This window comes from Levilactobacillus lindianensis (genome assembly GCF_003946095.1).
Lineage (GTDB): Bacteria > Bacillota > Bacilli > Lactobacillales > Lactobacillaceae > Levilactobacillus > Levilactobacillus lindianensis.
On sequence record NZ_RHOD01000002.1, the window covers coordinates 72,417 to 96,423 of the forward strand.

Sequence of the window (24,007 nt, forward strand, 5' to 3'; positions counted from 1 at the left end):
GCCAGGTCTCCCTATCAATAATTGCTATCGTCGACGGTGACTTTCAGAAAAAATTGGTCCGGCCCCTTGAATTTATATTCAGCTTCGGGTATAGTAGTTAGGTGCTCGAGAAGAGCAAGTGCAATGCGCCCGTAGTGTAATGGATCGCACGTAAGATTCCGGTTCTTGAAATGGGGGTTCGATTCCCTCCGGGCGCATAACATCACCAATGGTCGGTCCTAGGCAGCTGCCTAGGACCTTTTCTTTTATCCTATTTTGTAACCGTGAGGCGATCCCAACGCCGACGCAAGGGTTCTGCCAACAAGGGAGCCACCAGGACATCCAGAGTCAATTCTGGCACCGCATTCGTGGCAACGGAAATCAGTAACACGTAGCCCAGTGTCTGACTACCATGAGCCCCAAAGGCCGTCGCCACGGCCGGTGTTTGGTAGAAAAGGTACACTAAGCCTAGGACCAAGCCGCTATTAATCACCGCACTGGTAGCTGCCGCTAACCGCATGGCTCCGCGCATTGACCAGCGTCGTCGTGCCCAACGATAGACCAATCCAGCAGCTATCCCCATCAGCAACCGAGGAACGATCGAAATCAAAGGATTCGTAAAAATCAAAGGAGCCACGGGACTGGAAGGCCAGGCAAAGGCTCGTACAAAGGTAATCAATCCCCAAAAACCTCCAATGAGGGCCCCGTCTCTGACATCTAAGGCACTTCCAGCAACTATCACTGTCAAGCCAATTAAGGTCATGCTAAAGGGACCTAGGGGCACATAGCCCAGAAACGGTACAATATTTTGAAGTAACACGATCGCCATCAACAAGGCATCAACCACCAGGCGAAAAGTCTTCTCTCGCGTCATCTTGCGAACCTCCACAAAAAGTTAGTGCCGTTATTATAGCATGTTTCTATCGAATAAAACCCGATCCCGCCTTGTATTTTTATCCATAATCAGTTATAGTAGTTAAGGTATTGTTTCGCATTATTTGCGCCCGTAGTGTAATGGATCGCACGTAAGATTCCGGTTCTTGAAATGGGGGTTCGATTCCCTCCGGGCGCATAACATCACCAATGGTCGGTCCTAGGCAGCTGCCTAGGACCTTTTCTTTTGCCAAAAAAGAGCACGATTGCTCGTGCTCTTCCAGTTCTAAATGTAGATAATGTTTAAACTTCCCAGTGAAATGTCCCCTTGGATTGTCACCTGCGGACCTTCTTCGGCGGACTCCTGAATGCCCTGCTCTTCGACAACGCCTAGGCTGGTATTGACGTTTGGCGTCACATTCCAGGTCCGTGGCAGATACAGTTCAATTCCACCTAAGGAACCATCCACCACAATAGTGGCGCCGGCTTCATCTAAGACCACATTATCAAAGTAAACTTTGGCGTTCCCCATGGAAACCTTAATCATGGCCTGTTTGAAATCCGTTGATTGTAAGTAGCGAATACTACTACTCATGTTTACGTCAACGATCAGTTCGGACTCATTGACCGTCTTAATGTCATCATACCCATGGTGAAAATTCTTATCCCAACGCCGACCCTGATGGCCGCTCCAAACAGACACGTTACGATGCCAGCGCCAACGTGGCTTGATAATCATAGACAGACCAATCGACAACAACAGCGCAGCTCCTAGGATTGTCCACGGCGCTAAGGCCACGATACCCAGTGGTTTCGCAAAGATGATGGCCAAAAATGCTAGCGAGAAGATCATCCCGGTCACACTGATTTGAATTAGACTACCCACGAACGTCGCCACTAAAAACATGGCAACCAGTAACGTCCAGAAACCAATGTGATAGCTCAGAACGCCAAGCTGACTTGCGATGAGGATTCCCGCGGCTAGCACGAAGAATGTCCCCCAAAACCAATTTCTATGCATTTTAATTACCCCTTTCGCTCCAGTGCTTCCTTGAACCCCTTATAAAAGCGGCGCGACACGTAAAGCTGCTTGTGTGAATTCTGAAACTTAACGAGATTCCCCGTAACGGACTTCGTCAATGAGAAGACCTGATCACAGTTTAGAATGGCAGACTTGGAGACTCGTAAGAAACTAGCTGGTAAGGCTTCTTCCAGTTCATACAACCGCTGCCGCGTGGAAAAAACCTCGCTTGCCGTGTGCACCATCACTTGGTGGTCCGCGGCCTCAAAGAACAGGACGTCACGTAATGTCACCTGATAGTTCTCGCCGCGCTGGCTAAAGGTCATACGTGTTGCTGTCGCCCCCACGCCCTGGATGGCGTCGACGAGTTGATCAACGTCCAGATTTCCTGGTGTTCGAATCGTAATCTCCGGTTCTGCTAATTGATCGTCGACCTCAACTCGAATCTTCAAGTGCGCACCCCCTTTCGTTAATCCTAGTAAACCATATTATGTATGGAAATAAAATAGGTCCCCCGTAACCGGTCACGTTTGCTCCGTAAGTGGTCACTTTTAATCCGTTAGCCGGCCTTTCCCAACCGAAAATACCGTGACAGAATACGTGACGTTTGGTCAAACTCTGGTATGATAGTTCTAGTCAAATGGTTGTGGGAATTAACAGAGTCTAATCGTTTGACCTGTTTTGACCATAGCGGTACACTAACAATATGTTAGCGAAACGCTAGCCATTCAAACGTTAATAAGGGAGGCTATCTTGTCATGAATTTAGTACCAACAGTTATTGAACAATCATCCCGTGGCGAACGGGCCTATGATATCTATTCACGACTCTTAAAAGACCGGATCATCATGCTATCTGGTCCAATCGAAGATGACATGGCAAACGCCATCATTGCGCAATTGCTCTTCTTGGACGCCCAAGACTCCACTAAGGACATTTCGCTTTACATCAACTCACCAGGTGGGGTTGTTTCTTCCGGCTTGGCAATCTACGATACCATGAACTTCATCCAATCCGACGTACAAACCATTACGTTAGGTATGGCTGCTTCCATGGCCAGTGTCTTGGCTTCATCCGGGACTAAGGGTAAGCGTTTCGCCTTACCACATGCCCAAGTGATGATTCACCAACCATCCGGTGGTGCACAAGGTCAACAGACTGAAATCGAAATTGCTGCTCGTGAAATCTTGAAGACTCGGCAATTAATCAACCAAATCCTGGCTGATAATTCCGGTCAACCCGTTGAACGTCTGAACCAAGATACTGAACGGGACAACTACTTGAGTGCTCAAGAAGCCGTCGATTATGGTTTAATCGACCACATCATGACCAACAGTAGTGAACAAAAGAAGTAATTTAATCGGAACCACATCATGCTTGCCGTGATGTGGTTTTTTTGATCGAACAAGGGCGCCGTAACCTCCAATCGGAGGCAACGGCGCCCTTGTGTGTTCAACTACGCGGAAGCTTCCCCACGCAGTTGCTTGGCATAATCATTAATTTTACGTAAACGATGATTGATCCCTGACTTGGAGATGGGACCGCCGGGAACGAGATCACCTAATTCCTTTAGGCTAACCTCTTGGTGAGCCATCCGAGTTTCAGCGACTTCACGGAGCTTAACTGGTAACTGACTTAGCCCAACCGTGGCATCGATGAACTGAATGTTATCGATCTGACGGGTCGAGGCGTTAGCTACCTTATCCAAGTTAGCATTCTCGCAGTTGACCAACCGGTTCACGGAGTTGCGCATGTCGCGCATAATTCGAATATCTTCAAACTTCAGCATGGACGTCGTCGCGCCAATGAGGGACAGGAAGTCTGCGATTTCTTCGGCACTCTTCAGATACGTAATGTAACCAGAGCGGCGAACAATCGTCCGGGCATTCAAGTCATAGCGGTTCATCATCTCCGCAATCATCTGGTTATGCTCCTCGTATAGTGAGTAAATCTCCAGGTGATAACGGCTGGTTTCCGGATTATTCACGGACCCACCGGCCAGAAAGGCTCCACGAAGATACGACCGTACCGACATATCAGAACTCAGAATCTCATCGGGCACAGACTCTAAGAGCTGCATGCCATCAAAGATTCCCAGATCGGACAGAACTTCTGTCGCGCCGGTCTTAACCCGCACAATGTACAGGTTGTTTTTCTTGAGTTTCATCTTACGTCGAACTAACAGTTCACTTTCCAAATCGTAGAACTGCTTCAGAAGCTGGTACATCCGGCGCGCAATGGCAGGATTTTCAGTCTGAACATTCAAGACAAAATGGTGGTTTGCCAACCCCAACGCCCCGTTCATCCGAATCAAAGCGACTAATTCCGCCTTGGCATTCTCTCGATGAACTTCAAGCGTCGTGAGTTCTTTTTTTACTTCGCTGGCATACGACATGTCTTATGGCCTCCGTTTCATCCGGTAACGCGGCTGACCAATCAGGTTCAAGAGTTCGTGAACGACCTCTTGCCCATTATGAAAGGCCCCGTTATCCCTTAGTTCAAGAAAGTCCGTCGAAATCACCCGGCAGCCTTGATCACGCAAGCCTTGGAAGTCATGACGAACTGGCTGAGACATCTCGTCCCAGCGCTGATAATCAATGTATTTATCCGGTACCTTCCGCGTGTTAACCAGGACGGTATCGATGAAATTCGTGTGTAAATGTTGATTCAAAACGCGGACGTGGTCGGCATCGGTAAAGTTCTGCGTTTCACCCTTCTGGGTCATGATATTACAGATATAGACAACCTCGGCGGGACTCTCACGAACGGCCTGGCCGACACTATCAATCATGAGGTTCGGAAGAATACTGGTAAAGAGACTCCCGGGTCCCAAGACGATCTGATCGGCATCCATGATAGCGTCGATAACGGGTTGAACCGCTGTCGGCTGGTCATGATGGTCACTAGTTTCCACCCAGACCCGCTTAATCAGCTTGTGAGCAGCCGTAATTTCAGATTCACCACTCAGGGTGGACCCATCGGCGAACTGCGCATGGAGCTCGAGAGGTTCATCAGAAGCCGGGTAAATATGCCCGTTGACCCGCATCAACTGCGAGAGTTCTTGTACGGCGTCAAAAATACCGCCTCGCATCTCGGATAAAGCGGCAATGATGAGGTTGCCAATCGCATGGCCCGCAAAAAAGTCATCCGTCGTTTCAAATCGGTACTGAAATAAGTCTTTATAAACGGCAGGAATTTCGGCTAAAGCAACCATAACGTTTCGAATATCTCCAGGCGGCACCACGTTGACGTAGTGGCGAATAATGCCTGAAGACCCCCCGTCATCGGCGACCGTAACCACGGCCGTGATGTCGACGTCTTGATCGCGTAGGTTTCTTAAAATAACCGGCAGTCCCGTCCCTCCGCCGATCACCACAATTTTGGGACGGCGGGTACGTAACGGATCTCTCATGAGCGGTTGGTGGACTCCTTTCGCCTGTTGATATCACGATGGGTCACGTGCACGGGATAAGTATTCCCAAGGGCTTGACCAATCCGCGTCGCAAGGGCCACGGAACGGTGTTGACCGCCCGTACACCCGATCGCAATGGTCAGATTAGCCTTACCCTCTTTCTTATAGCCGGGCACAATCGTCGTGAGTAACTTCAGAAATTGGCCATAGAACTCCTCCGTCTGCGGTTGACTCATAACGTAATCGTAGACAGGTTGGTCCAACCCGGTCTGGGGTCTTAGTTCTGGTACATAGTAAGGATTAGGAAGGAATCGGACGTCCATCACGATGTCGGCATCGATGGGTAACCCATACTTAAACCCAAACGACATCACTTCAATGTGGAAAACTTGGGCCGATTCCGTTTCATAGTTATGAAAAATTTCTTCACGTAATTTCCGGGGGCTCAAGTTCGTGGTATCAATCACCAGCTGAGCTGCCTGCCGAATGGAAGCGAGTAAAGTCCGTTCCCGCTGAATGCCTTCCATCACCCGGCCATTGCGGGCCAAGGGATGTGAGCGCCGCGTTTCCTTGTAACGGGAAACCAACTCCTCATCAGAAGCATCCAAGAAGAGAACCTGGGCGTTCATGCTCCCATGAACTGCCACATCATTTAGCATCCGCACGATCTCGTCGTAGAAGGCCCGCGACCGTAAGTCAATGACCAACGCAACCTTGGAGATCTTGCCAGATTCATGGATCAAATCCCAAAATTTTGGCAACAGTGTGGGTGGGAGATTATCGACACAGAAGTAACCAAGGTCTTCAAAACTCTGCATGGCCACGGTCTTCCCGGCACCACTCATTCCCGTAATAATGACGAAATGAATCTCATCTGTCATGTTTCTCCTCCAACTTCCTGAAAAAACGTCTTTAAGCAGTATAACACACCGGGCGTGTCTTTCCTAATTTATTAAAAGATAACCTGAAATATCGGGCTTTGACAACCAGTCAGCCACTGAAAAAGGCCCTCAGAGAATTCTGAGGACCTTGCTTTGATGATTAAGTAAACTTACTGACGACTCCGAGCAAAGGCGATCCAGATCGCGTTAATCCCGAAAACAGTAAAGAACATAGCGACCAATAGGTTGATAGATAAGGCCGCCACCACGGGATGCACGAACAGGAGAATTCCCACCACGAGGCTCAAGACGTCCAAGATGATGGAGAACCAGAAGTAGCCACCACCGAAGGCGCGTAGGTGACTCGCCACGATCAGGCGTTCGACCGAATCCAGAATAAACCAGAGGGCAAACAGATAACCCAAGGTCACGATGGCACTGTTCATATCGAAGAAGAAGACGACCGCAATCAAGATATCCAGGATACCAAGAACCAACGCAATGTTGGCCCGCATCCCCGTCACCTCACGTAGCTTACGGTAACCCGCAATCGTGGTCAACCCACTCAGCAGCGCCATGAAAGCAAAGATAATGGCTAATCCCATCAAACCGATCTTGGGCGACCGTATCAGGCCAAAAGCGGCGACTAGGAATAGAATTCCAAGAATAAACTCTCCCCAGTCAAAACCCCAGCGTGTCCGATTCATATTAAACATTGACTGCATCTCCTCACAGTTCCGGTCAAGTGCCGACCGGTTTTTACCTATTGTACTGGTTTTCCGGAATTCCCACAAGGTACGCTGAACCTAAAAAAACGGTCAAACCGTGAAAGACCGGCTCGACCGTTACTCATGACATTTTGTTAGTGTTTCGAAGTCGCGGGTTTCTCATCGGCTTTTGTTCGCGCCGTATCCCGTTCCAAGACTGGCTTTAGGTACTGACCTGTGTAACTCGACTTAACTTCGGCAAGTTCTTCAGGAGTCCCGGTAGCCACGACATTACCGCCAGCTTCCCCACCTTCAGGACCTAAGTCAATCAGGTGGTCTGCTGTCTTGATAACATCCAAGTTGTGTTCGATAACCAGGACGGTGTTCCCCTTATCCACTAACCGGTGCAAGACGGCCAACAAGCGCTTGATGTCGTCGGTATGCAACCCAGTCGTGGGTTCATCTAGGATATAGAAGTTCTTTCCGTTCTGTTGTTTATGCAGTTCAGCGGCCAACTTCATTCGTTGAGCTTCCCCACCGGACAGCGTCGTTGCCGGTTGTCCCAGCTTGACGTAGCCTAAACCAACATCCTGAATGGTCTGAAGCTTCCGGGTAATCTTAGGAATAGCTTCGAAGAACTTCAAAGCCTCGCTAACCGTCATGTTGAGCACGTCAGAAATGTTCTTTCCCTTGTACTCAACTTCCAAGGTCTCGGAATTGTACCGCGTTCCATGACAAACTTCACAGGGAACGTAGACATCAGGCAAGAAGTTCATTTCGATCTTCAAGATCCCGTCACCATGACAAGCCTCACAACGGCCCCCCTTGGTGTTAAAGCTGAACCGACCTTTTTGGTAGCCGCGTAACTTAGCGTCATTGGTCTGCGCAAACAATGCCCGCACGTCGTCAAAGACACCCGTATAGGTTGCCGGGTTACTCCGTGGGGTCCGCCCAATTGGGCTTTGGTCGATATCAACCAACCGTTCGATATTTTGAACGCCAGAGATGGTCTTGTACTTACCAGGTTTTTCCGAGTTACGATTTAATTTCTGTGCCAAGGCTCGTTTCAAAATAGTGTTGACCAGCGTTGACTTACCGGAACCCGAAACCCCGGTTACCACGACAAATTCACCCAATGGGAAATCAACCGTGATGTCCTTGAGATTGTTTTCAGCGGCTCCGGTAACCTGAATCATCTTGCCATTTCCGGACCGTCGCTTCAATGGAACCGGAATGTAACGTTTCCCCGCCAAGTACTGTCCGGTCAGGGACTTTCGAGAACGCATCACCTGCTTGGGTGTCCCGGCAGCCATGATATGGCCCCCGTTTTCCCCCGCACCAGGGCCCACGTCTACGATGTAGTCCGCGGCTCGCATGGTATCTTCATCATGTTCAACCACGATTAAGGTGTTCCCGAGATCCCGCATCTGTTTCAGCGAGGCGATCAACCGATCATTGTCCCGCTGATGCAACCCGATTGAAGGTTCATCCAGAATGTAAAGCACACCAGAGAGGTTCGAGCCAATCTGAGTGGCTAAGCGAATCCGTTGGGCTTCCCCACCGGACAAGGTCCGAGCAGAACGACTCAACGTCAGGTAATCCAGCCCCACGTTCCGTAAAAACGTTAACCGGTCCCGAATTTCCTTTAGGATTGGCTGCGCAATGACCTGGTCCTGTTCGCCAAAGCTGAGATCCTTAAAGAAACTCAGTTCCTTATCAACAGGTAAGTCAGAGACTGCCCCAATGTGTTGATGGTTGATCTGCACACTCAGGGCCTTACGGTTCAGCCGGTAGCCGTGACAAGTCTGACAGGTCAGTTCGGCCATGTACTTGCGCATCACGTCACGGGTGAATTCACTGTTGGTTTCCTTGTAACGCCGGTCAACGTTAGGAACGACCCCTTCGAAGGCCACGTCCACGTCACGGACCCCACCAAAGTCATTTTCGTAGTGGAAATGGAAGGTCTTGTCGTGTGATCCATATAAAACCAGATCCTGTTCATCCTGTGTCAGTTTTTCAAACGGCGTGTCTAAATCGACGTTAAATGCCGCACACGCCTGTTCCAGCAAAGCTGGGTAGTATTGCGAACTAATTGGATTCCAGGGTGCCAGGGCGCCCTCACGCAGGGTCTTGGACTTGTCTGGCACGACAAGGTCCAAGTCGACCTCCAATTTGACACCAAGGCCGTCACAATCCGGGCAAGCCCCGAATGGCGCATTAAAGGAGAAAAGCCGTGGTTCCAGCTCCCCCACCGTAAAGCCACAGACCGGGCAAGCATAGTGTTCAGAGAAGATCAGAGGATCCCCGCCGATCACATCGGCAATCGCATACCCACCACTCAACCGCAGCGCCGCTTCGAAGGAATCGAAGAGTCGGGAACGAATTCCTGACTTGACCACAATCCGGTCGATAACGATCGCAATGTCATGACTCTGATTCTTATTTAATTCTGGGACGTCGTCGATGTCTAAGATGTCACCATCGACTCTGACCCGAACGAAACCTTCGCGGCGAATCTTTTCGAAAATCTTCTTATGTTGCCCCTTCTTGGCCCGCACGATCGGTGACAAGATCTGGAGCTTCGTCCGTTCAGGCAAGGCCAAGACTTGGTCGACCATCTGTTCCACACTTTGGCTGGTAATCTTGGTCCCATCATTGGGACAGATAGGTGTGCCAACCCGCGCCCACAAGAGACGGAGGTAGTCATTAATTTCCGTGACCGTTCCCACCGTCGACCGAGGGTTCTTAGACGTCGTCTTTTGGTCAATGGAAATGGCCGGACTCAACCCATCGATCGAGTCAACGTCTGGTTTATCCATTTGTCCTAAGAATTGACGCGCATAGGAAGAGAGGCTCTCCACATAACGACGTTGTCCCTCAGCATACAAGGTATCAAAGGCTAGGGAACTCTTTCCCGAACCAGAGAGGCCACTGATGACCACCAGCTTGTTCTTGGGAATCGTCACGTCAACATCCTTTAAGTTATGGGCCCGTGCCCCATGGATGATAATTTTATCGTTTGCCAAATAACATTCTCCTCACTAGTCCCCGATCTCGGTCTTCATGTCCATGACAGTGTCCCGCAAGGACGCCGCTTGTTCGAAGTCAAGTTTCTTAGCGGCTGCCCGCATTTCGTCTTCAAGCCGCGAGATCAGCTTTTCCTGATCTTCCTTGGACATGTCTTCAAAGTCACTGGCCACGAAGTCATCCTTTTCGCCTTCATGTTCGTTGGTCTTGGTGACCGCAATCAGATCACGAATTGGTTTGATAATCGTGGTTGGGGTAATTCCATGTTTCTTGTTGTACGCAATCTGAACTTCACGCCGTCGAGCCGTTTCATCCATAGCTGCTTGCATTGACTCCGTGACGGAATCTGCGTACATGATTACGGCCCCGTGAGAGTTCCGGGCAGCCCGCCCGATCGTCTGAATCAATGATCGCTCGTTACGCAGGAACCCTTCCTTGTCGGCATCGAGAATCGCTACCAACGAAACTTCGGGAATATCGATTCCTTCTCGCAACAGGTTGATCCCAACCAAAACATCGTACTTGCCAAGCCGCAGATCACGCATGATTTCAGTTCGCTCCAACGTCTTAATGTCGGAGTGTAAATAAGCAACCTTGATTCCCAAGTCCTTCAGATAGTCGGTTAAATCTTCCGACATCTTCTTGGTTAACGTGGTGACAAAGGTCCGTTCATTGGCAGCGACCCGCGCGTTAATTTCACCGACCAGGTCATCCATTTGCCCCATAATCGGTCGGACCTCAATCGTCGGATCCAACAGTCCAGTCGGCCGGATAATCTGTTGAACCACGTGATCGGTCTGCTCGTGTTCGTAGGGACCGGGCGTGGCCGACATGTAAATGACTTGATTAATATGCTGTTCAACTTCATTTAGCTTTAACGGCCGGTTGTCCAGCGCACTCGGTAGCCGGAAACCATAGTCTACCAGCTGTTGCTTCCGGGCCCGGTCACCGTTGTACATTCCCCGAACCTGCGGCATGGTGACGTGAGATTCGTCGACCACCATCAGGAAGTCCTTAGGGAAGAAGTCTAGGAGCGTGTATGGGGGTTCTCCGGCCTTACGACCGTCCATCCAACGTGAGTAGTTTTCAATGCCGCTGGTATACCCCATTTCACGCATCATTTCTAAATCATAGGTGGTTCGTTGCTTAAGCCGTTGGGCTTCCAGCAACTTGCCGGCCCCCTCCAGTTCGCCAACGCGATCCTTGAGTTCACCTTCGATACCCGCTGTGGCTTTCGCCATAACGTCATCGTTAGTCATAAAGTGTGTCGCCGGGAAGATTGCCACGTGCTCGCGGTCGCCGACGATTTCTCCTGTCAGAGAATCCACTTCACGAATACGATCAATCTCGTCGCCAAAGAATTCAACCCGCAAGGCGCGATCATCACGCGATGCCGGGAAAATTTCGACCACGTCACCATGAACCCGGAACCGGCCTCGCTGGAAGTCGTAGTCGTTGCGCTCGAATTGAATATTAACGAGTTTACGTAACAATGCATCCCGCTCGATCTCTTGGCCCACCCGGAGTGAAACCACATGATTCTTATATTCGGTAGGATCCCCCAACCCAAAGATTGAAGAGACAGAGGCCACCACGATTACATCGTTCCGTTCTAGTAACGAACTGGTTGCGGAGTGTCGCAGCTTGTCGATTTCGTCGTTAATCGAGGAGTCCTTTTCAATATAGGTATCACTCGAAGGCACGTAGGCTTCCGGTTGATAATAATCATAATAACTGACAAAGTATTCCACCGCATTGTGCGGAAAGAATTGCTTGAATTCACCGTACAGCTGTCCTGCCAACGTCTTGTTGTGGGAAAGCACCAGGGTCGGCTTGTTCACCTGCTGAATAACGTTTGAAATCGTAAACGTCTTACCAGTCCCGGTGGCCCCTAACAGAATCTGTGCCTTCTCGTGTTCCTTAATGCCCTTCGTCAGCTGGGCAATCGCCTCGGGTTGGTCCCCCGTGGGCTGATACTTAGACACCAGGTCAAACTTACGATCCGTTTGTCGATCAATCATGGCCTAACCTCCCTACCAAATTATTTTTTCATCAGAAAAGATGGGAAGCGATCCGCTTCCCATTGCGCTCGAATATTTTACCATACCGAACATACTTTCGCCAGTAGCCTGCCTCAGCGTTAAAACTTGTCCTGATAAATGGTGACATTCGCGGTCCGCTCACCCTTAATGACCGTGGTGGTTTGAACCGCCGCCAATCCGAGGTCCTCCCAGAATGGCTTCATGACGCGATCGCCCATGAAGACGCTGAGCTGAAGTTGAACGGCTCCCGCCTCCTGAAGAGTGGCGGTCAGACTGCGATACCAGTCCGCTGACTGATCAGAACTGACATCCTTGGCCACCATCCACATTCCCAGCCAAGCTAGACTAGGTAACGGGTAGTCCACGATGAGGTCCACCAACACCTTCAACTCACCATCCTGGAAGAGACCCAGGTAAGCCTTCTGCTCCGGCACGGCATTTAGCGGAATGTCTGTAACATCTTGAATAGCCTCCTGACGGGTCACCGGGTGATCCTGGAAATGGCCAAAGTAAGCCGGATGTGCCGCCTGAAACGCGTAGATTAACTCATCATCGTCGTGGGTCAACTCCCGCGCCGTAACGCCTTTTAAGCGTTGATTCCATACTGTTGCTAATGCCATCTTAATCCTCCTGCTTCAATAATTCATTGGTTAACGCTGCCAGCTTCTGCCGATCACTGAAGTCTGCCGCCAACATTTCCGGTAGGACTTCGGCTAAGAAGTACTGCACACAGGCCAACCGCTTGAACTTCAAGATCGTACTCAGACTTTCTCGGTAAATCTCGGTGAAAACGGGCTCGGGGTTCCCCTTTTGAATCTCACCAAATGATTCGTATAAGAGGTCAACCTTATCTGCAACGGAAAGGATCTGCCCCTCTAACGTGGCATCCTTTCCTTCCCCTAGTCGCCGCGTATAGGCGGCCTGGAATTGTTTAGGAATTTCGTTTTCAATGAAGTTAGCGGTCAGGGAATCCTCGACGTCGGCCAGCATCTGCCGCAATTGTGGCGTGGCATACTTCACGGGCGTCTTAATGTCGCCAATAAAGCGCTCCGTGTAGTCATGATTCAGTGATTTCTCGTAGAGCAACCGCCAGTTGACTTGGTTGCCGGCATTTTCTTCGACGTCCCCCAGAAACTGGGCCACCTCGGCAACCTTAAACGAATGGGCCGCCACCGAATGCTGTTCAAACTTAAAGTAACCCGGCGCCCGGTCAATCGTTTCCAAATCACTCAGACTCTGTAAAAATTGATTCATCCCCATGCTCGCGACACTCCTTTTAATTTTAATTTCGCAAAAAAGCGGAAACGACCGCGAGGGTTGTTTCCGCTAGCTTTAACCTTTATTGGGCGGAAGCCGTTTTGTCCTTCAAAGTTTCCAGATAACTGAAAGCTTCTTGGCCGGCAATCCCACCATCCCCAACGGCAGTCGTAATCTGCCGCAGCGTCTTTTGCCGAACATCACCAATCGCAAACACACCAGGTACGGCGGTTGCCATGTCGTTGTCGGTCTTAATCCAGCCAGCATCATCGGTAATCCCCATGGTGGTGAAGGAAGACGTCATTGGCAAAGTCCCCACGTAAATGAAGACCCCACTAGCCGCAATCTCGCCGGTTTCACCAGTTTGGTTGTTCTTAGTGGCCACACCAGTAACCTTCATGTCGTCACCTAAGATTTCCGTAACATTCGTGTTCCAGACAAATTCAATCTTGTCGTTAGCGAACGCTCTGTCTTGTAAAATCTTTTGGGCCCGCAGTTGGTCACGCCGGTGAATAATGGTTACTTTAGAGGCTAACCCCGCGAGGTATAGGCCTTCTTCGATAGCTGAGTCACCGCCACCGATCACCACGACTTCACGGTTCTTAAAGAACGCACCATCGCAGACCGCGCAATACGAAACACCACGCCCACCAAATTTATCTTCGCCGGGAACTCCCAGCTTCTTGTATTCAGATCCGGTCGCAATAATCACTGCGCCTGCTTTGTAATCACCATCGTCAGTCTTGACGATCTTGTAATCACCATGGTCTTCAATGTTTTCCACGCTACCGTATGCAAATTCGGCACCAAATTGGGTGGCCCCGTCATACATGTCCTTAGATAGGTCTGGTCCGAGAACCGACTTGAACCCCGGGTAGTTTTCAATAGCGGCGGTATTGTTCATTTGACCACCGTAAATTCCGCGGTCCAACATCAATACCGAGAGGTTGGCACGGGAGGCATACAACGCACCGGTCATACCACCAGGACCCGCTCCAATCACAATCACATCATAGTTCTTCAAAGTTAACGCTCCTTTCTGCTCTTAGCCTTTAGGATACTTTACTAGTAAAAAGGAAGTTTGTCACCTATTTCGACTTGGAAGGCTTCTCATCTTCCTTGGCCAACTTCTGACCGAGGTCTTTAATGTACTGACGCAAAGGATCCTTGGTTTCGGGATGCTTCAGTCCGTATTCAATATTAGTCTGAATCCAGCCAAACTTGTTACCAACATCGTAACGCTTGCCCGTGTATTCGTGGGCAAAGACGCGCTGTGTCTTGTTAAGGTTATCGATTGCATCGGTCAGTTGAAGTTCGTTCCCCAACCCGACTGGCGTATTCTCCAAGGCCTCAAAAATTTCAGGCGTGAAGAGGTAACGACCAATAATAGCGAGGTCACTGGGTGCGTCATCTGGTTCTGGCTTTTCCACAAAGTTCGTGACGTTGTATAAACCGGGTGCGGTCTCTTCAGAGGGATTAATAACCCCATACTTGGACGTCTCTTCATGAGGAACTCGCATAACAGCCAGCGTGGAAGCCCCAGTTTCTTCGTAACGATCAATCAGTTGCTTCGTCAATGGCACCTTGCTGGAGGTCATGTCATCACCGAGCATGACCACAAAGGGTTCATCGCCGATAAAGGCCTTGGCAGTCAACACGGCATCCCCTAATCCACGTGGATAAGGTTGACGAATAAAGTAGAGATTCATGCCCGTGGTTTCTTGAACCTGACGTAACATCTCATCCTTATGTTTAGCGGCTAGGTTAGCTTCCAATTCCGGATTGGAATCGAAGTGGTCTTCGATGGAACGCTTCGACTTACCGTCAACGATCACAATGTCTTCGATCCCAGACTTGCGGGCTTCCTCAACGATAAATTGAATCGTTGGCTTGTCCACGATGGGTAACATTTCCTTGGCCAAGGCCTTCGTTGCTGGTAAAAAGCGAGTTCCCAAACCCGCTGCCGGAATGACAGCTTTTCTAACTTTTCTCATCTTTAAATATCCTCCCTGGTTCCCTACAAATTTTAAAATTCGGAGCGGCCTTCACGTTGCATTAATTCTGAGATGGCCTGCTTAATATCCTTACCTTCGTACAAGACTTGGTAAATGGCTTCCGTAATTGGCATTGAAACGCCACGTTCCTTAGATAATTCATATGCGGCCTTGGTCGTGGCAACCCCTTCGATCACCATGCCCATGTGACTGACAACGTCATCGAGCGCTTCACCACGGCCAAGTTCATCACCGGCCCGCCAGTTCCGTGAATTGGAGCTCGTGGCGGTCACGATGATGTCGCCAACCCCTGATAACCCGATAAAGGTCATGGGGTCCGCACCAAACGACGTGCCCAACCGAGAAATTTCGGCCAAGCCCCGCGTCATCAACGCTGCCTTCGCATTGTCACCATAGCCCAGGCCATGTAAGGCCCCGGCACCAAGCGCAATAATATTCTTCAAAGCTGCTCCAATCTCAACCCCAATCACATCAGGGTTCGTGTAAACCCGGAAGTATGGCGTCATGAAGAGCTTCTGAACGTGCTTAGCAGCATCCAGATTTTCACTGGCTGCGGTAATCAAGGTCAAATCATGCCGGGCAACATCCTCGGCATGACTAGGACCGGACAACACCGTAATGGCCTGCCGGTTCTCAGCGGGAATTTCTTCGGCTAAGACCTGTGATAACCGCTTATAAGTATTCTGTTCAATTCCCTTGCTAGCGTGAATCAGTTGGGGTTGTAACCCCGTCTTCTTTAAGATTTCGGCTACTTCACCAGCAACCGAGCGAATCGCCTTCGTTGGCACCACGAAGAGAATGGTTTGAACATCCTTCAATGCACTGGCCAGATCAGAATAAGCGACTAACGACGGAGAAAACTTAAAGTCTTTAATGTAATGCGAATTCGTATGCTGGGTATTTAGCTCCTCAACCTGCTTGGGATTGTAGGACCAAAGACGCACGTCATTTCCATTTTCATCGAGGACGCTCGCTAGAATTGATCCCCAGGAACCGGCACCGAGTACTGCAATTTTCTCTGACATAGTAATGGATTCTCCTTATTTAGTAAGTTTAGCTTTTTCTTGAAATGGGTTGCCCGCCAAATAATCGAGGGGTGACGACTTCCGCCGCCGATAGATCCAGATAATCAAGGCGCCCACGAACAATACGACAGATAACGCTTGAGAAATTCGAAGGATATGGAATAACCACAGACTGTCGGTCCGCATCCCTTCGATAAAGAACCGTCCTAATGCGTACCACATCACGTAACCGAGGAAGACCTCGCCTTGCTTGAAGAGTCCGGGCACGTGACGCAAACTCATGAGGACAATGAACCCCAACAGATCCCACGTCGATTCATACAGAAACGTTGGCTGTCGATAGGCCCCATTAATCAGCATTTGATTAATGATCCAGCCTGGCAGATGTAGCCCCTGTAAGAAGGCAAGACTGGTGATCCGACCAAAGGCCTCCTGGTTCATGAAGTTCCCCCAGCGGCCAATGGCTTGACCCAGAATCACGGTTGGTGCCGCGATATCCAACATCAACCACACCGGAATAAACCGTGACCGACAGAAGAAGAAGACCACCAAACCAGCGCCAATGAGCGACCCGTAAATGGCAATGCCCCCATCCCAAATGGCAATAATCTCGCCGGGATGCTTGGCGTAATAGGGCCATTCAAAGACCACATAATACGTCCGAGCGGCAATCAAGGCAGCTGGCAGGGCCCACAGAATCATGTCGTAAATATCGTCAGGCTTAACGCCGCGGCGCTGCCCCTCACGAACAGCCAGCATGACGGCAATAACCACCCCAGTGGCGATAATTACCCCATACCAGTGAACGGAGATCGGGCCTAGACGCATGGCGATAGGATTAAGCGCCGCCATAATTGGTGAAAAGATATCGCCCATCTCCCTTATTTTTTGTTGTTTTTATCTGAATTTTGTTTGATTAAACGATTCAAGTTGTCGTCGAAAACCTGCGTCGCATCGTAACCCATAGAACGGGCTCGGAAGTTCATGGCAGCGGCTTCAATGATGATCGCCAGGTTACGACCGGTCTTAACGGGGATGGTAATCTTCGGCACATCAACGTCGAAGAAGCGTTGTGACTCCGTGTTGTTCCCTAACCGGTCGAAGTGGTTGTCATCGTGCCACAATTCCAAGTGGACAATGAGATCAATGTCCGTTTCGGAACGCACAGCACCGGCACCGAACAGGTTCATAACATCAATAATACCGATTCCTCGAATCTCGAGCAAATGACTCAAGATAGCAGGAGCCGTCCCAACCAGCGTCTGTTCATCCTGTTGGTAAACTTCCACTCGGTCATCGGCAATCAATCGGTGACCACGTTTAACTAATTCCAGCGCCGTTTCACTCTTACCAACACCAGAATCACCGGTAATCATGACCCCAACACCGTAGATATCAACCAGTACCCCATGAACGGATTGCCGTTCGGCTAGTTTGCCGTCCAAAAAATTGGTCATGTTACTCAAGATTCGCGACGTTGTCAGCTTCGTCTCCAGCAAGGGAATGTGGGCTTCCTTGGTAGCTTGCTTAAGTTCCTCTGGCGGATCCAGTTGCGTCGATACCACAAAGGCCGGCGTCTCTGGTTGACACATCTTCTGCATGACATCCAAAAGTTTCTCATGCGACATGCCCTTCGCGAAGGACGTTTCGGTAATTCCCAATAATTGAATTCGTTTAGCAGGATAATAGTTAAAGTATCCGGTTAATTCCAATCCAGGCCGGGAGATATCACTCGTTGTGATTTCACGGTCTAAGTCGTCTTCCCCAGAATAAACTTCCAGGCGGGTAACCTTTACCAGGTCGGCCACTGTGACACTTTCAGGCATAGGAGTTCCTCCTCATTGCATAGTAAACTACTCTAATTTTAGCACTTTCACGGGGTGACTCCCACCAAATTCGTCTGTAGCGGTCAACTTAATTCCGGGCGAAATGATCGCTGATGATGGCATTAAAGAGGGCCATCACAATTGCCACAATTAACGTGACCCCAAACGACGAAAAGGTGAAGCCGCTACCGACCACCCAGGACGTCAATTCCAGCATGGCGGCGTTCAACACGAAGCCAAAAAATCCCAGTGTCAGCAAGGTTATGGGTAGCGAGAGCACGAACAGAATGGGTTTCACGATGGCATTCAGTAGCGCCAAGACAAAGCTTGCAATTAACGCAACTGCCACGCCCGAGACATAGAATGCATTCTGATAATGCCCGGCTAGTGAACTCTGGAAGAACCCTGCCAACGCGAGAAAAATGAGAGCGTTAACAAATATTCGAGGCCAAAACCGCACGCTACTCACCATCCTTATGTGAATCGGAAACATCATGTTCGGTCACATCGTGAATCACCTTGCGACCATCGTTTGGTTTTGGCTGCGTTGCGCGGAAGAGATCACTGAGACTCCCCCCACCCGGTTGGATTGGTGCCTGGGGCATAAAGGTCATCAAGATCACGTACACCAAAAGGCCGACAATGACGTGACCAAATGGAATGGCGATTGAAATCAGCACGTAAATGACCCGTAAGAGGTTCGCATTCCAGCCAAAGTATTCCGCAATACCCCCGAGAACCCCACCGACAAGCCGATTGGTCCGCGACCGTTCAAAACGCTTTTTTTCTGCCATTAAAGGTCACTCCTTTTTTGATTTTTTAAATGCGACCCGGCCACACCAGGTCAAGCTATTAGGCCAAGAATAACGAAAGCGGCCACTGAAAGCAAGTCATCAGTGGCCGTCTGGGCGAATCTTCAATTTAGATTAAGGTTTTTAGCCTTCAGTACCGGAACTAGCCGAATTCAATTCGATAATCTGGCCAGACTTAAGGTAGATAATCCATTCACAAACGTTCGTCACATAATCCCCAATACGGCTGAGATCTTGTGAAACGTTGAGGTAGATTGAAGCCCCCGTCTCAAATGACGGGTCTTGCCGCATCTGTTCATAGCTGTCCGCACGAACTTGATGATTCAAACGGTCCAACTTGCGATCGATATCCGCCAGCTCGCGGGCCTCATGTTCATCCTTATTCACGTAGGCGGTCAGCACGTCCTTCATCATCTGCGTGGTCAGACGCCCCATCTCCGCGATCAGCTGTTCCAACACGGGAATCTTCTGCTTTGTGCCGAACTTAATGGCCGAGTGCGCCACGTTTCTGGCGTGGTCTCCGGCGCGTTCCAATTCAGAGACAGCCTTTAGAATCGTCACGATCTCACGAAGATCAGTCGTGACAGGTTGATAAAGAGCGATCATCTCAAAGGTCTTCTGTTCCAAGGCGATTTCACGTTCGTTAATCTGGTGGTCCTGGTCAATGAGCTTCTGCGCGGCAACGGCGTCACGATTCATGAACGCGTCCACCGACTGCTGGATAACCTCACTCACCAACATCCCCATTTCTGTAAAGTCAGCGTCTAATTCGGCTAACTCATCATCAAATAATCTACGCATTACTGGCCTCCTAACCGAATCGACCGCTGATATAGTCTTCGGTCTGCTTCTGTGCGGGATTCATAAAGATATTCTTCGTCTGGTCCACTTCAATCAACTCACCATTCATAAAGAATGCCGTCCGGTCCGCGATCCGCGAGGCCTGATGAAGGTTGTGGGTTACTATAATAATCGTATAATCGTGCCGTAAATTCAAGAGAGTTGCCTCAATTTGGCTACTCGAAACGGGATCCAACGCACTGGTCGGCTCGTCCAGTAGGATAATCTCTGGGGAAACGGCCAAGACCCGGGCGATACAGACCCGTTGTTGTTGCCCCCCGGAGAGCGCCAAGGCACTCTCATGCAGGTGATCTTTGACCTCATCCCACACGGCGGCTTGCCGCAACGACTTTTCAACAACCGCATCCAACTTCTCTTTGTCCTTCTCACCGGCAATCCGCAAGCCGTAGATCACGTTGTCATAGATTGAGAATGGGAAGGGGTTAGGTTGTTGAAAGACCATCCCAATTTCCTTACGGATCTGAACCGTGTCTGCACTGGGAGCGTATAAATTCTGCCCCTTAAACTTGATGGTTCCCGTAATTGTCACGTTGGGAATCAAGTCATTCATGCGGTTCAACGTTCGCAGGTAGGTGGATTTTCCACAACCGGAAGGTCCGATCAGCGCTGTAATCCCCTTGTCCGTGAAGTTCAAGTTGATCCCCTTCAAGGCTTCTTTTTCCCCGTAATACAGATGTAAATCCTGTGTTGTTAAAATTTCCTCACTCATGGTGTTGTCTCCTCCTCTTAGCCGAAGTTCCCCGAAACATAATCACTGGTAATCTGAACCTGTGGATTGGTGAAGATATGACTCGTAGTGTCATACTCCAACACCCGTCCCTGATTGAAAAATGCCGTATATTCACTAATCCGACCAGCTTGTTGCATGTTATGCGTCACAATAATAATCGTGTACTGCTTCTTTAATTCCAACAAAGTATCCTCAAGTTGACTCGTTGATACCGGGTCCAATGCGCTCGCCGGTTCGTCCAACAACAAGATATCTGGCTTGACCGCGATTGCTCTGGCGATACACAATCGTTGTGCCTGGCCCCCCGACAAGGCTAGGGCACTCTTATTGAGATCGTCTTTAACTTGATTCCAGAGAGCGGCCTGTTTCAGCGACGTCTCCACAATCTCATCGAGCTCGTGCTTATCGGTCGTTCCCCGCAGCCGCAGGGCAAAGGCAATGTTGTCGTAGATCGACTTAGCAAAGGGATTGGGACGTTGAAAAACCATCCCTACTCGCCGCCGCATCTCGTAAACATCGATAGCTGGCTGGTTGATATCGACCCCACGATACATGATGCGTCCCGTCACCGTGGCGATCCGGTCATTCATCCGGTTCAGTGATCGTAAATACGTGGACTTACCCGAACCCGAGGGCCCAATGAGCGCCGTAATCTGGTTACGGGCAAACTGGAGATCACCTTCGTAGATGGCTTCCTTTTTCCCGTAAAACACATGGAGCTCCTCGGTCGACAGGACAATTGGGTGCTGGGCGTCTCGTGGTTGCACGATGTGCCGTTCCTGCATAGTTTCCGTGTTTGAAACATCGTTGCTGACAAACATGACACCCCTCCTTTAGGCTGACGTGAGTCGCTTGTATAGCCGCTTACCCAGGTAACGGGCAGCGAAGTTAAAGAGCAAGATTGCAAGGACCAAAACAGCCGACGACCCGGAAGAAATAGCCTTCGCGTCGGGCATGATCCCTTCGGAATTAATCTTCCAGATGTGGACGGCCAACGTTTCAGCCGGACGCATCGGGTTCAATGGACTGGAGATGTTGAAGGGATTCCAATCCGTGAAGTCGAGTGCTGGCGCACTCTGCCCAGCAGTGTAAATCAAGGCCGCCGCTTCACCAAAGACCCGACCAGCACTCAGGATGACTCCCGTCAAAATACTGGGAACCGCTGCAGGCAAGATGACCCGCGTGATCGTTTCCCACCGAGATAGTCCCAAAGCCAATCCCCCCTCACGTTGTGAAAGGTCAATGGTTCGCAGGGAATCTTCAATACTTCTGGTTAACAGTGGCAGATTGAAGAACGTCAGCGCAAAGGCGCCGGACAAGATAGAGAAGCCCAGACGTAACTTCACCACGAAGAAGAGAAAACCGAACAGGCCGACCACCACCGACGGTAACGAACTAAGAATTTCAATGGCCGTTCGAATCGTAGTCGTCACCCAGTTGTCCCGGGCATATTCATAGAGATAAATCGCCGCCCCCAAGGCAATGGGAAAGGAGATCAACATGGCCAGCAGCAAGAGGTAGAAGGAATTGTAGAGTTGCACACCGACTCCCCCGCCCGCGAGAAAGGCTTTGGCTGGTGCCGTCAGAAAGTGCCAACTCAACTGGGGTAACCCGCTGACCAGAATATAGCCGAGTAACGCCAAGAGAATCAAGACAACCAACCCGGCAACGCCGTACAACGTCCCAATGGCAATTTTATTTTGTGTTTTTGGATTCACTATTGAAGACGCCCCTTTCGGCCGATCAAGCGAATAATGAGGTTAAAGACCAGTGACATCAGCAACAATACTAGGGCCAGTGACCACAGAGCATTGTTTTGCAGAGACCCCATCACGGTATTCCCAATCCCCGTAGTTAACACGGAGGTCAGTGTTGCCGCCGGATCGACCAAGCTTCCCGGCATCAGTGCCGCATTCCCGATCACCATTTGAACGGCCAATGCTTCACCGAAGGCTCGTGCCATGCCGAAGACCACAGCGGTCATCAGGCCTGGTGTGGCGGCCCGCAGAACCACCTTGTAGATGGTCTGCCACTGCGTCGCTCCCAGCGCTAGTGAGGCCTCACGGTAGTACCGGGGAACCGACCGCAAAGCATCTACACTCATCGAAGTCACAGTTGGTAGAATCATGACGAAGAGCACACAGGTCCCGGAGAGAATCCCGAACCCACTGCCCCCAAAGATCGCTCGCGTGGCCGGTACGACCACCGAAAGGCCGATGAAACCGTAAACCACAGAGGGAATCCCCACCAGTAATTCAGTGACCGGTTGGAGAATCTTGGCACCCTTATTGGGAGAAATTTCGTTCATAAAGACTGCCGTCCCAATCGCAAATGGCGTAGCCACGACAGCCGAGAGGATCGTAATCAGAAACGACCCGACAATCATGGGCAGAGCCCCAACTTCGGGCTTCCCATTAGCATCCGTGATACCCGGGTTCCACTTTTTCTCAGTCAAGAAATCCCAAAGACTGACGTGATTACTAGTAAAGGTCGCAATCCCTTTGGACGCGACGAAACCGATAATCCCCACAACCACCGCAACGATCAAGAGTAAGGCTGAGAAACTCACCACCTTGCCCCAGATTTCCAGCTTGGCCGCCTTGGAGTGCCGCTTAAGTTGTCGTTCTAATTGCTGGGTTGTTTTCATGAATTGCCACCTTCCAGTCGTGTGACGTTGCCATGGACGTCCCGCTCAACCTTCATTTGATCCGGTGACAGGTAGCCTAATTGGCGCACCAGCGTCTTTTGAATGGCTGGTGACTGAACGTACTGAATGAAACGCCGAGTTAAGCCGCGCGGTTGACCCTTGGTATAGAGGTGTTCGTAAGACCAAATACGCCACCGATTCGTTTTAACATTATCCTCGGTGGGCGCAACACCATTCAAGCTAAGGGATTGTACAGTCGCGTTGACATAGGAAAATGCCACATAACTAATGGCCCCTGGTGTAGTCGCCACAATCTGACGAACCATCCCCGAAGAATCCTGTTCCTGAGCAGTCTTTGAGCGATGATTGGTCAACCCAAATTGTTCGAAGGTTGCCCGCGTCCCACTGCCTTGCGCCCGATTAATCAAGACGACAGGCAGGTTGTCTCCACCAAGTTCCCGCCAATTAGTGACCTGACCCGTGAAAACTTGAATCAACTGTTGCGTGGTTAAATTTTTTAGTCCAATTTTACGGTTAATGATGGGCGTGATCCCCACGACGGCTACCCGGTGATCGACCAGTTCCGTCGCGCGAATGCCCTTCTGTTCGCCAGCGAAAAGGTCGGAGTTTCCGATCTGAACCGCCCCTTCTTGAATCTGGCTGAGTCCGGTTCCAGTTCCCCCACCCTGAACGTTGATAAATGTTCCCAGGTGTTCACCGGTGTACTGTTCTCCCGCCGCTTCCACTAAGGGTTGCAGCGCCGTTGATCCAACTGCCGTGATGGATTCACCGGCATGACTGACCTGTCGCGTTTGGTAGGCAAAGATCCCCAGAGCCAAAACAAGCACGGCTCCAATGGCTTGCCACCAGCGTTTTTTCGACATTTCACTAA

25 protein-coding genes and 2 tRNA genes are annotated in these 24,007 nt (G+C 50.3%); 3 read left to right on the forward strand and 24 right to left on the reverse strand.

The genetic code is table 11. The features are described from left to right. The first annotated feature begins 125 nt into the window (after positions 1-125). Positions 126-197 (forward strand) — tRNA-Arg (locus EKM70_RS01020). Between the two features lie 53 nt (positions 198-250). Here the strand turns inward: EKM70_RS01020 and EKM70_RS01025 are convergent. Next, positions 251-853, reverse strand: a complete 603-nt coding sequence (locus tag EKM70_RS01025; RefSeq protein WP_125544429.1) for an ECF transporter S component — start codon at positions 851-853, stop codon at positions 251-253. Positions 854-979: 126 nt separating this feature from the next. On the opposite strand from EKM70_RS01025, the gene EKM70_RS01030 reads away from it, so the two are divergent. Then, positions 980-1,051 (forward strand) — tRNA-Arg (locus tag EKM70_RS01030). Between the two features lie 87 nt (positions 1,052-1,138). On the opposite strand, the gene EKM70_RS01035 is transcribed toward EKM70_RS01030, so the two are convergent. Further along, positions 1,139-1,873 carry a LiaF transmembrane domain-containing protein gene (locus EKM70_RS01035; RefSeq protein WP_125544431.1) on the reverse strand — a complete coding sequence of 245 codons (735 nt, stop codon included), beginning with the start codon at positions 1,871-1,873 and terminating at the stop codon, positions 1,139-1,141. Positions 1,874-1,878: 5 nt separating this feature from the next. Then, complete coding sequence (locus tag EKM70_RS01040) at positions 1,879-2,325, reverse strand: LytTR family DNA-binding domain-containing protein (RefSeq protein ID WP_125544433.1); 447 nt, start codon at positions 2,323-2,325, stop codon at positions 1,879-1,881. Between the two features lie 306 nt (positions 2,326-2,631). Between EKM70_RS01040 and clpP the strand changes: the two genes are divergently transcribed. Further along, positions 2,632-3,228, forward strand: a complete 597-nt coding sequence (gene clpP / locus EKM70_RS01045; protein ID WP_048732353.1) for an ATP-dependent Clp endopeptidase proteolytic subunit ClpP — start codon at positions 2,632-2,634, stop codon at positions 3,226-3,228. Positions 3,229-3,329: 101 nt separating this feature from the next. Here clpP and whiA read toward each other — a convergent pair whose 3' ends face one another. From whiA to EKM70_RS01150, 21 genes are all read right to left on the reverse strand, one after another. Continuing rightward, a complete protein-coding gene (gene whiA / locus EKM70_RS01050; RefSeq protein WP_057878708.1) occupies positions 3,330-4,268 on the reverse strand; it encodes a DNA-binding protein WhiA in 939 nt (312 codons plus the stop codon). A gap of 3 nt (positions 4,269-4,271) precedes the next feature. Next, entirely contained in the window at positions 4,272-5,285 is a 1,014-nt protein-coding gene (locus EKM70_RS01055) for a gluconeogenesis factor YvcK family protein (RefSeq protein ID WP_125544434.1), read from the reverse strand. Continuing rightward, on the reverse strand, positions 5,282-6,166 hold the full coding sequence (rapZ, locus tag EKM70_RS01060) for an RNase adapter RapZ (protein ID WP_125544436.1): 885 nt from the start codon (positions 6,164-6,166) through the stop codon (positions 5,282-5,284). The genes EKM70_RS01055 and rapZ overlap by 4 nt, the downstream gene beginning before the upstream one ends. 170 nt (positions 6,167-6,336) lie before the next feature. Continuing rightward, positions 6,337-6,882, reverse strand: coding sequence for an HdeD family acid-resistance protein (locus EKM70_RS01065; protein ID WP_125544438.1), 546 nt, complete (start codon positions 6,880-6,882; stop codon positions 6,337-6,339). A 146-nt stretch (positions 6,883-7,028) separates the two neighbouring features. Then, the gene (uvrA, locus tag EKM70_RS01070) at positions 7,029-9,899 is read right to left on the reverse strand and encodes an excinuclease ABC subunit UvrA (RefSeq protein ID WP_125544440.1); all 2,871 of its coding nucleotides are present in this window, start codon (positions 9,897-9,899) and stop codon (positions 7,029-7,031) included. A 15-nt stretch (positions 9,900-9,914) separates the two neighbouring features. Beyond that, positions 9,915-11,921 (reverse strand): excinuclease ABC subunit UvrB, encoded by a 2,007-nt coding sequence (gene uvrB / locus EKM70_RS01075; protein ID WP_125544442.1) that lies wholly within the window; start codon positions 11,919-11,921, stop codon positions 9,915-9,917. A gap of 119 nt (positions 11,922-12,040) precedes the next feature. Continuing rightward, complete coding sequence (locus EKM70_RS01080; protein WP_125544443.1) at positions 12,041-12,562, reverse strand: acetyltransferase; 522 nt, start codon at positions 12,560-12,562, stop codon at positions 12,041-12,043. Between the two features lies 1 nt (position 12,563). Then, on the reverse strand, positions 12,564-13,202 hold the full coding sequence (locus EKM70_RS01085; protein ID WP_125544445.1) for a YfbR-like 5'-deoxynucleotidase: 639 nt from the start codon (positions 13,200-13,202) through the stop codon (positions 12,564-12,566). 79 nt (positions 13,203-13,281) lie between these two features. Continuing rightward, a complete protein-coding gene (trxB, locus tag EKM70_RS01090; RefSeq protein ID WP_083488549.1) occupies positions 13,282-14,223 on the reverse strand; it encodes a thioredoxin-disulfide reductase in 942 nt (313 codons plus the stop codon). 64 nt (positions 14,224-14,287) lie between these two features. Beyond that, on the reverse strand, positions 14,288-15,193 hold the full coding sequence (gene galU / locus EKM70_RS01095) for a UTP--glucose-1-phosphate uridylyltransferase GalU (RefSeq protein ID WP_125544447.1): 906 nt from the start codon (positions 15,191-15,193) through the stop codon (positions 14,288-14,290). A gap of 32 nt (positions 15,194-15,225) precedes the next feature. Then, the gene (locus EKM70_RS01100; protein WP_125544449.1) at positions 15,226-16,239 is read right to left on the reverse strand and encodes an NAD(P)H-dependent glycerol-3-phosphate dehydrogenase; all 1,014 of its coding nucleotides are present in this window, start codon (positions 16,237-16,239) and stop codon (positions 15,226-15,228) included. Positions 16,240-16,254: 15 nt separating this feature from the next. Then, complete coding sequence (gene lgt / locus EKM70_RS01105; protein WP_125544451.1) at positions 16,255-17,115, reverse strand: prolipoprotein diacylglyceryl transferase; 861 nt, start codon at positions 17,113-17,115, stop codon at positions 16,255-16,257. Between the two features lie 5 nt (positions 17,116-17,120). After that, complete coding sequence (gene hprK, locus EKM70_RS01110; RefSeq protein ID WP_125544453.1) at positions 17,121-18,065, reverse strand: HPr(Ser) kinase/phosphatase; 945 nt, start codon at positions 18,063-18,065, stop codon at positions 17,121-17,123. An 88-nt stretch (positions 18,066-18,153) separates the two neighbouring features. Beyond that, positions 18,154-18,525: a phage holin family protein gene (locus tag EKM70_RS01115; protein ID WP_125544455.1), complete on the reverse strand. Its 372-nt coding sequence runs from the start codon at positions 18,523-18,525 to the stop codon at positions 18,154-18,156. A 1-nt stretch (position 18,526) separates the two neighbouring features. Next, positions 18,527-18,859, reverse strand: coding sequence for a PspC domain-containing protein (locus EKM70_RS01120; protein ID WP_125544457.1), 333 nt, complete (start codon positions 18,857-18,859; stop codon positions 18,527-18,529). A 141-nt stretch (positions 18,860-19,000) separates the two neighbouring features. Further along, positions 19,001-19,678, reverse strand: a complete 678-nt coding sequence (phoU, locus tag EKM70_RS01125) for a phosphate signaling complex protein PhoU (protein WP_125544459.1) — start codon at positions 19,676-19,678, stop codon at positions 19,001-19,003. A gap of 10 nt (positions 19,679-19,688) precedes the next feature. Further along, positions 19,689-20,447 (reverse strand): phosphate ABC transporter ATP-binding protein PstB, encoded by a 759-nt coding sequence (gene pstB / locus EKM70_RS01130; RefSeq protein WP_125544461.1) that lies wholly within the window; start codon positions 20,445-20,447, stop codon positions 19,689-19,691. A gap of 17 nt (positions 20,448-20,464) precedes the next feature. Next, on the reverse strand, positions 20,465-21,289 hold the full coding sequence (pstB, locus tag EKM70_RS01135) for a phosphate ABC transporter ATP-binding protein PstB (RefSeq protein ID WP_125544463.1): 825 nt from the start codon (positions 21,287-21,289) through the stop codon (positions 20,465-20,467). A 12-nt stretch (positions 21,290-21,301) separates the two neighbouring features. Further along, positions 21,302-22,186, reverse strand: a complete 885-nt coding sequence (pstA, locus tag EKM70_RS01140; protein WP_125544465.1) for a phosphate ABC transporter permease PstA — start codon at positions 22,184-22,186, stop codon at positions 21,302-21,304. Beyond that, complete coding sequence (pstC, locus tag EKM70_RS01145) at positions 22,186-23,115, reverse strand: phosphate ABC transporter permease subunit PstC (RefSeq protein ID WP_125544467.1); 930 nt, start codon at positions 23,113-23,115, stop codon at positions 22,186-22,188. Before pstC ends, pstA begins: the two co-directional genes overlap by 1 nt. Then, positions 23,112-23,999, reverse strand: a complete 888-nt coding sequence (locus tag EKM70_RS01150; RefSeq protein WP_125544469.1) for a phosphate ABC transporter substrate-binding protein — start codon at positions 23,997-23,999, stop codon at positions 23,112-23,114. The genes pstC and EKM70_RS01150 overlap by 4 nt, the downstream gene beginning before the upstream one ends. Positions 24,000-24,007: the final 8 nt, after the last annotated feature.

Bases quoted from the DNA above. Each gene is read 5' to 3' on its own strand.
- lgt (WP_125544451.1), bottom strand. From the start codon at position 17,115: ATGGGCGATATCTTTTCACCAATTATGGCGGCGCTTAATCCTATCGCC.
- hprK (WP_125544453.1), bottom strand. From the start codon at position 18,065: ATGCCTGAAAGTGTCACAGTGGCCGACCTGGTAAAGGTTACCCGCCTG.
- EKM70_RS01120 (WP_125544457.1), bottom strand. From the start codon at position 18,859: ATGGCAGAAAAAAAGCGTTTTGAACGGTCGCGGACCAATCGGCTTGTC.
- whiA (WP_057878708.1), bottom strand. From the start codon at position 4,268: ATGTCGTATGCCAGCGAAGTAAAAAAAGAACTCACGACGCTTGAAGTT.
- clpP (WP_048732353.1), top strand. From the start codon at position 2,632: ATGAATTTAGTACCAACAGTTATTGAACAATCATCCCGTGGCGAACGG.
- EKM70_RS01035 (WP_125544431.1), bottom strand. From the start codon at position 1,873: ATGCATAGAAATTGGTTTTGGGGGACATTCTTCGTGCTAGCCGCGGGA.
- pstC (WP_125544467.1), bottom strand. From the start codon at position 23,115: ATGAAAACAACCCAGCAATTAGAACGACAACTTAAGCGGCACTCCAAG.
- pstB (WP_125544461.1), bottom strand. From the start codon at position 20,447: ATGAGTGAGGAAATTTTAACAACACAGGATTTACATCTGTATTACGGG.
- phoU (WP_125544459.1), bottom strand. From the start codon at position 19,678: ATGCGTAGATTATTTGATGATGAGTTAGCCGAATTAGACGCTGACTTT.
- EKM70_RS01055 (WP_125544434.1), bottom strand. From the start codon at position 5,285: ATGAGAGATCCGTTACGTACCCGCCGTCCCAAAATTGTGGTGATCGGC.
- pstB (WP_125544463.1), bottom strand. From the start codon at position 21,289: ATGTTTGTCAGCAACGATGTTTCAAACACGGAAACTATGCAGGAACGG.
- uvrB (WP_125544442.1), bottom strand. From the start codon at position 11,921: ATGATTGATCGACAAACGGATCGTAAGTTTGACCTGGTGTCTAAGTAT.
- rapZ (WP_125544436.1), bottom strand. From the start codon at position 6,166: ATGACAGATGAGATTCATTTCGTCATTATTACGGGAATGAGTGGTGCC.
- EKM70_RS01150 (WP_125544469.1), bottom strand. From the start codon at position 23,999: ATGTCGAAAAAACGCTGGTGGCAAGCCATTGGAGCCGTGCTTGTTTTG.
- EKM70_RS01065 (WP_125544438.1), bottom strand. From the start codon at position 6,882: ATGTTTAATATGAATCGGACACGCTGGGGTTTTGACTGGGGAGAGTTT.
- EKM70_RS01025 (WP_125544429.1), bottom strand. From the start codon at position 853: ATGACGCGAGAGAAGACTTTTCGCCTGGTGGTTGATGCCTTGTTGATG.
- EKM70_RS01100 (WP_125544449.1), bottom strand. From the start codon at position 16,239: ATGTCAGAGAAAATTGCAGTACTCGGTGCCGGTTCCTGGGGATCAATT.
- EKM70_RS01085 (WP_125544445.1), bottom strand. From the start codon at position 13,202: ATGGGGATGAATCAATTTTTACAGAGTCTGAGTGATTTGGAAACGATT.
- galU (WP_125544447.1), bottom strand. From the start codon at position 15,193: ATGAGAAAAGTTAGAAAAGCTGTCATTCCGGCAGCGGGTTTGGGAACT.
- EKM70_RS01080 (WP_125544443.1), bottom strand. From the start codon at position 12,562: ATGGCATTAGCAACAGTATGGAATCAACGCTTAAAAGGCGTTACGGCG.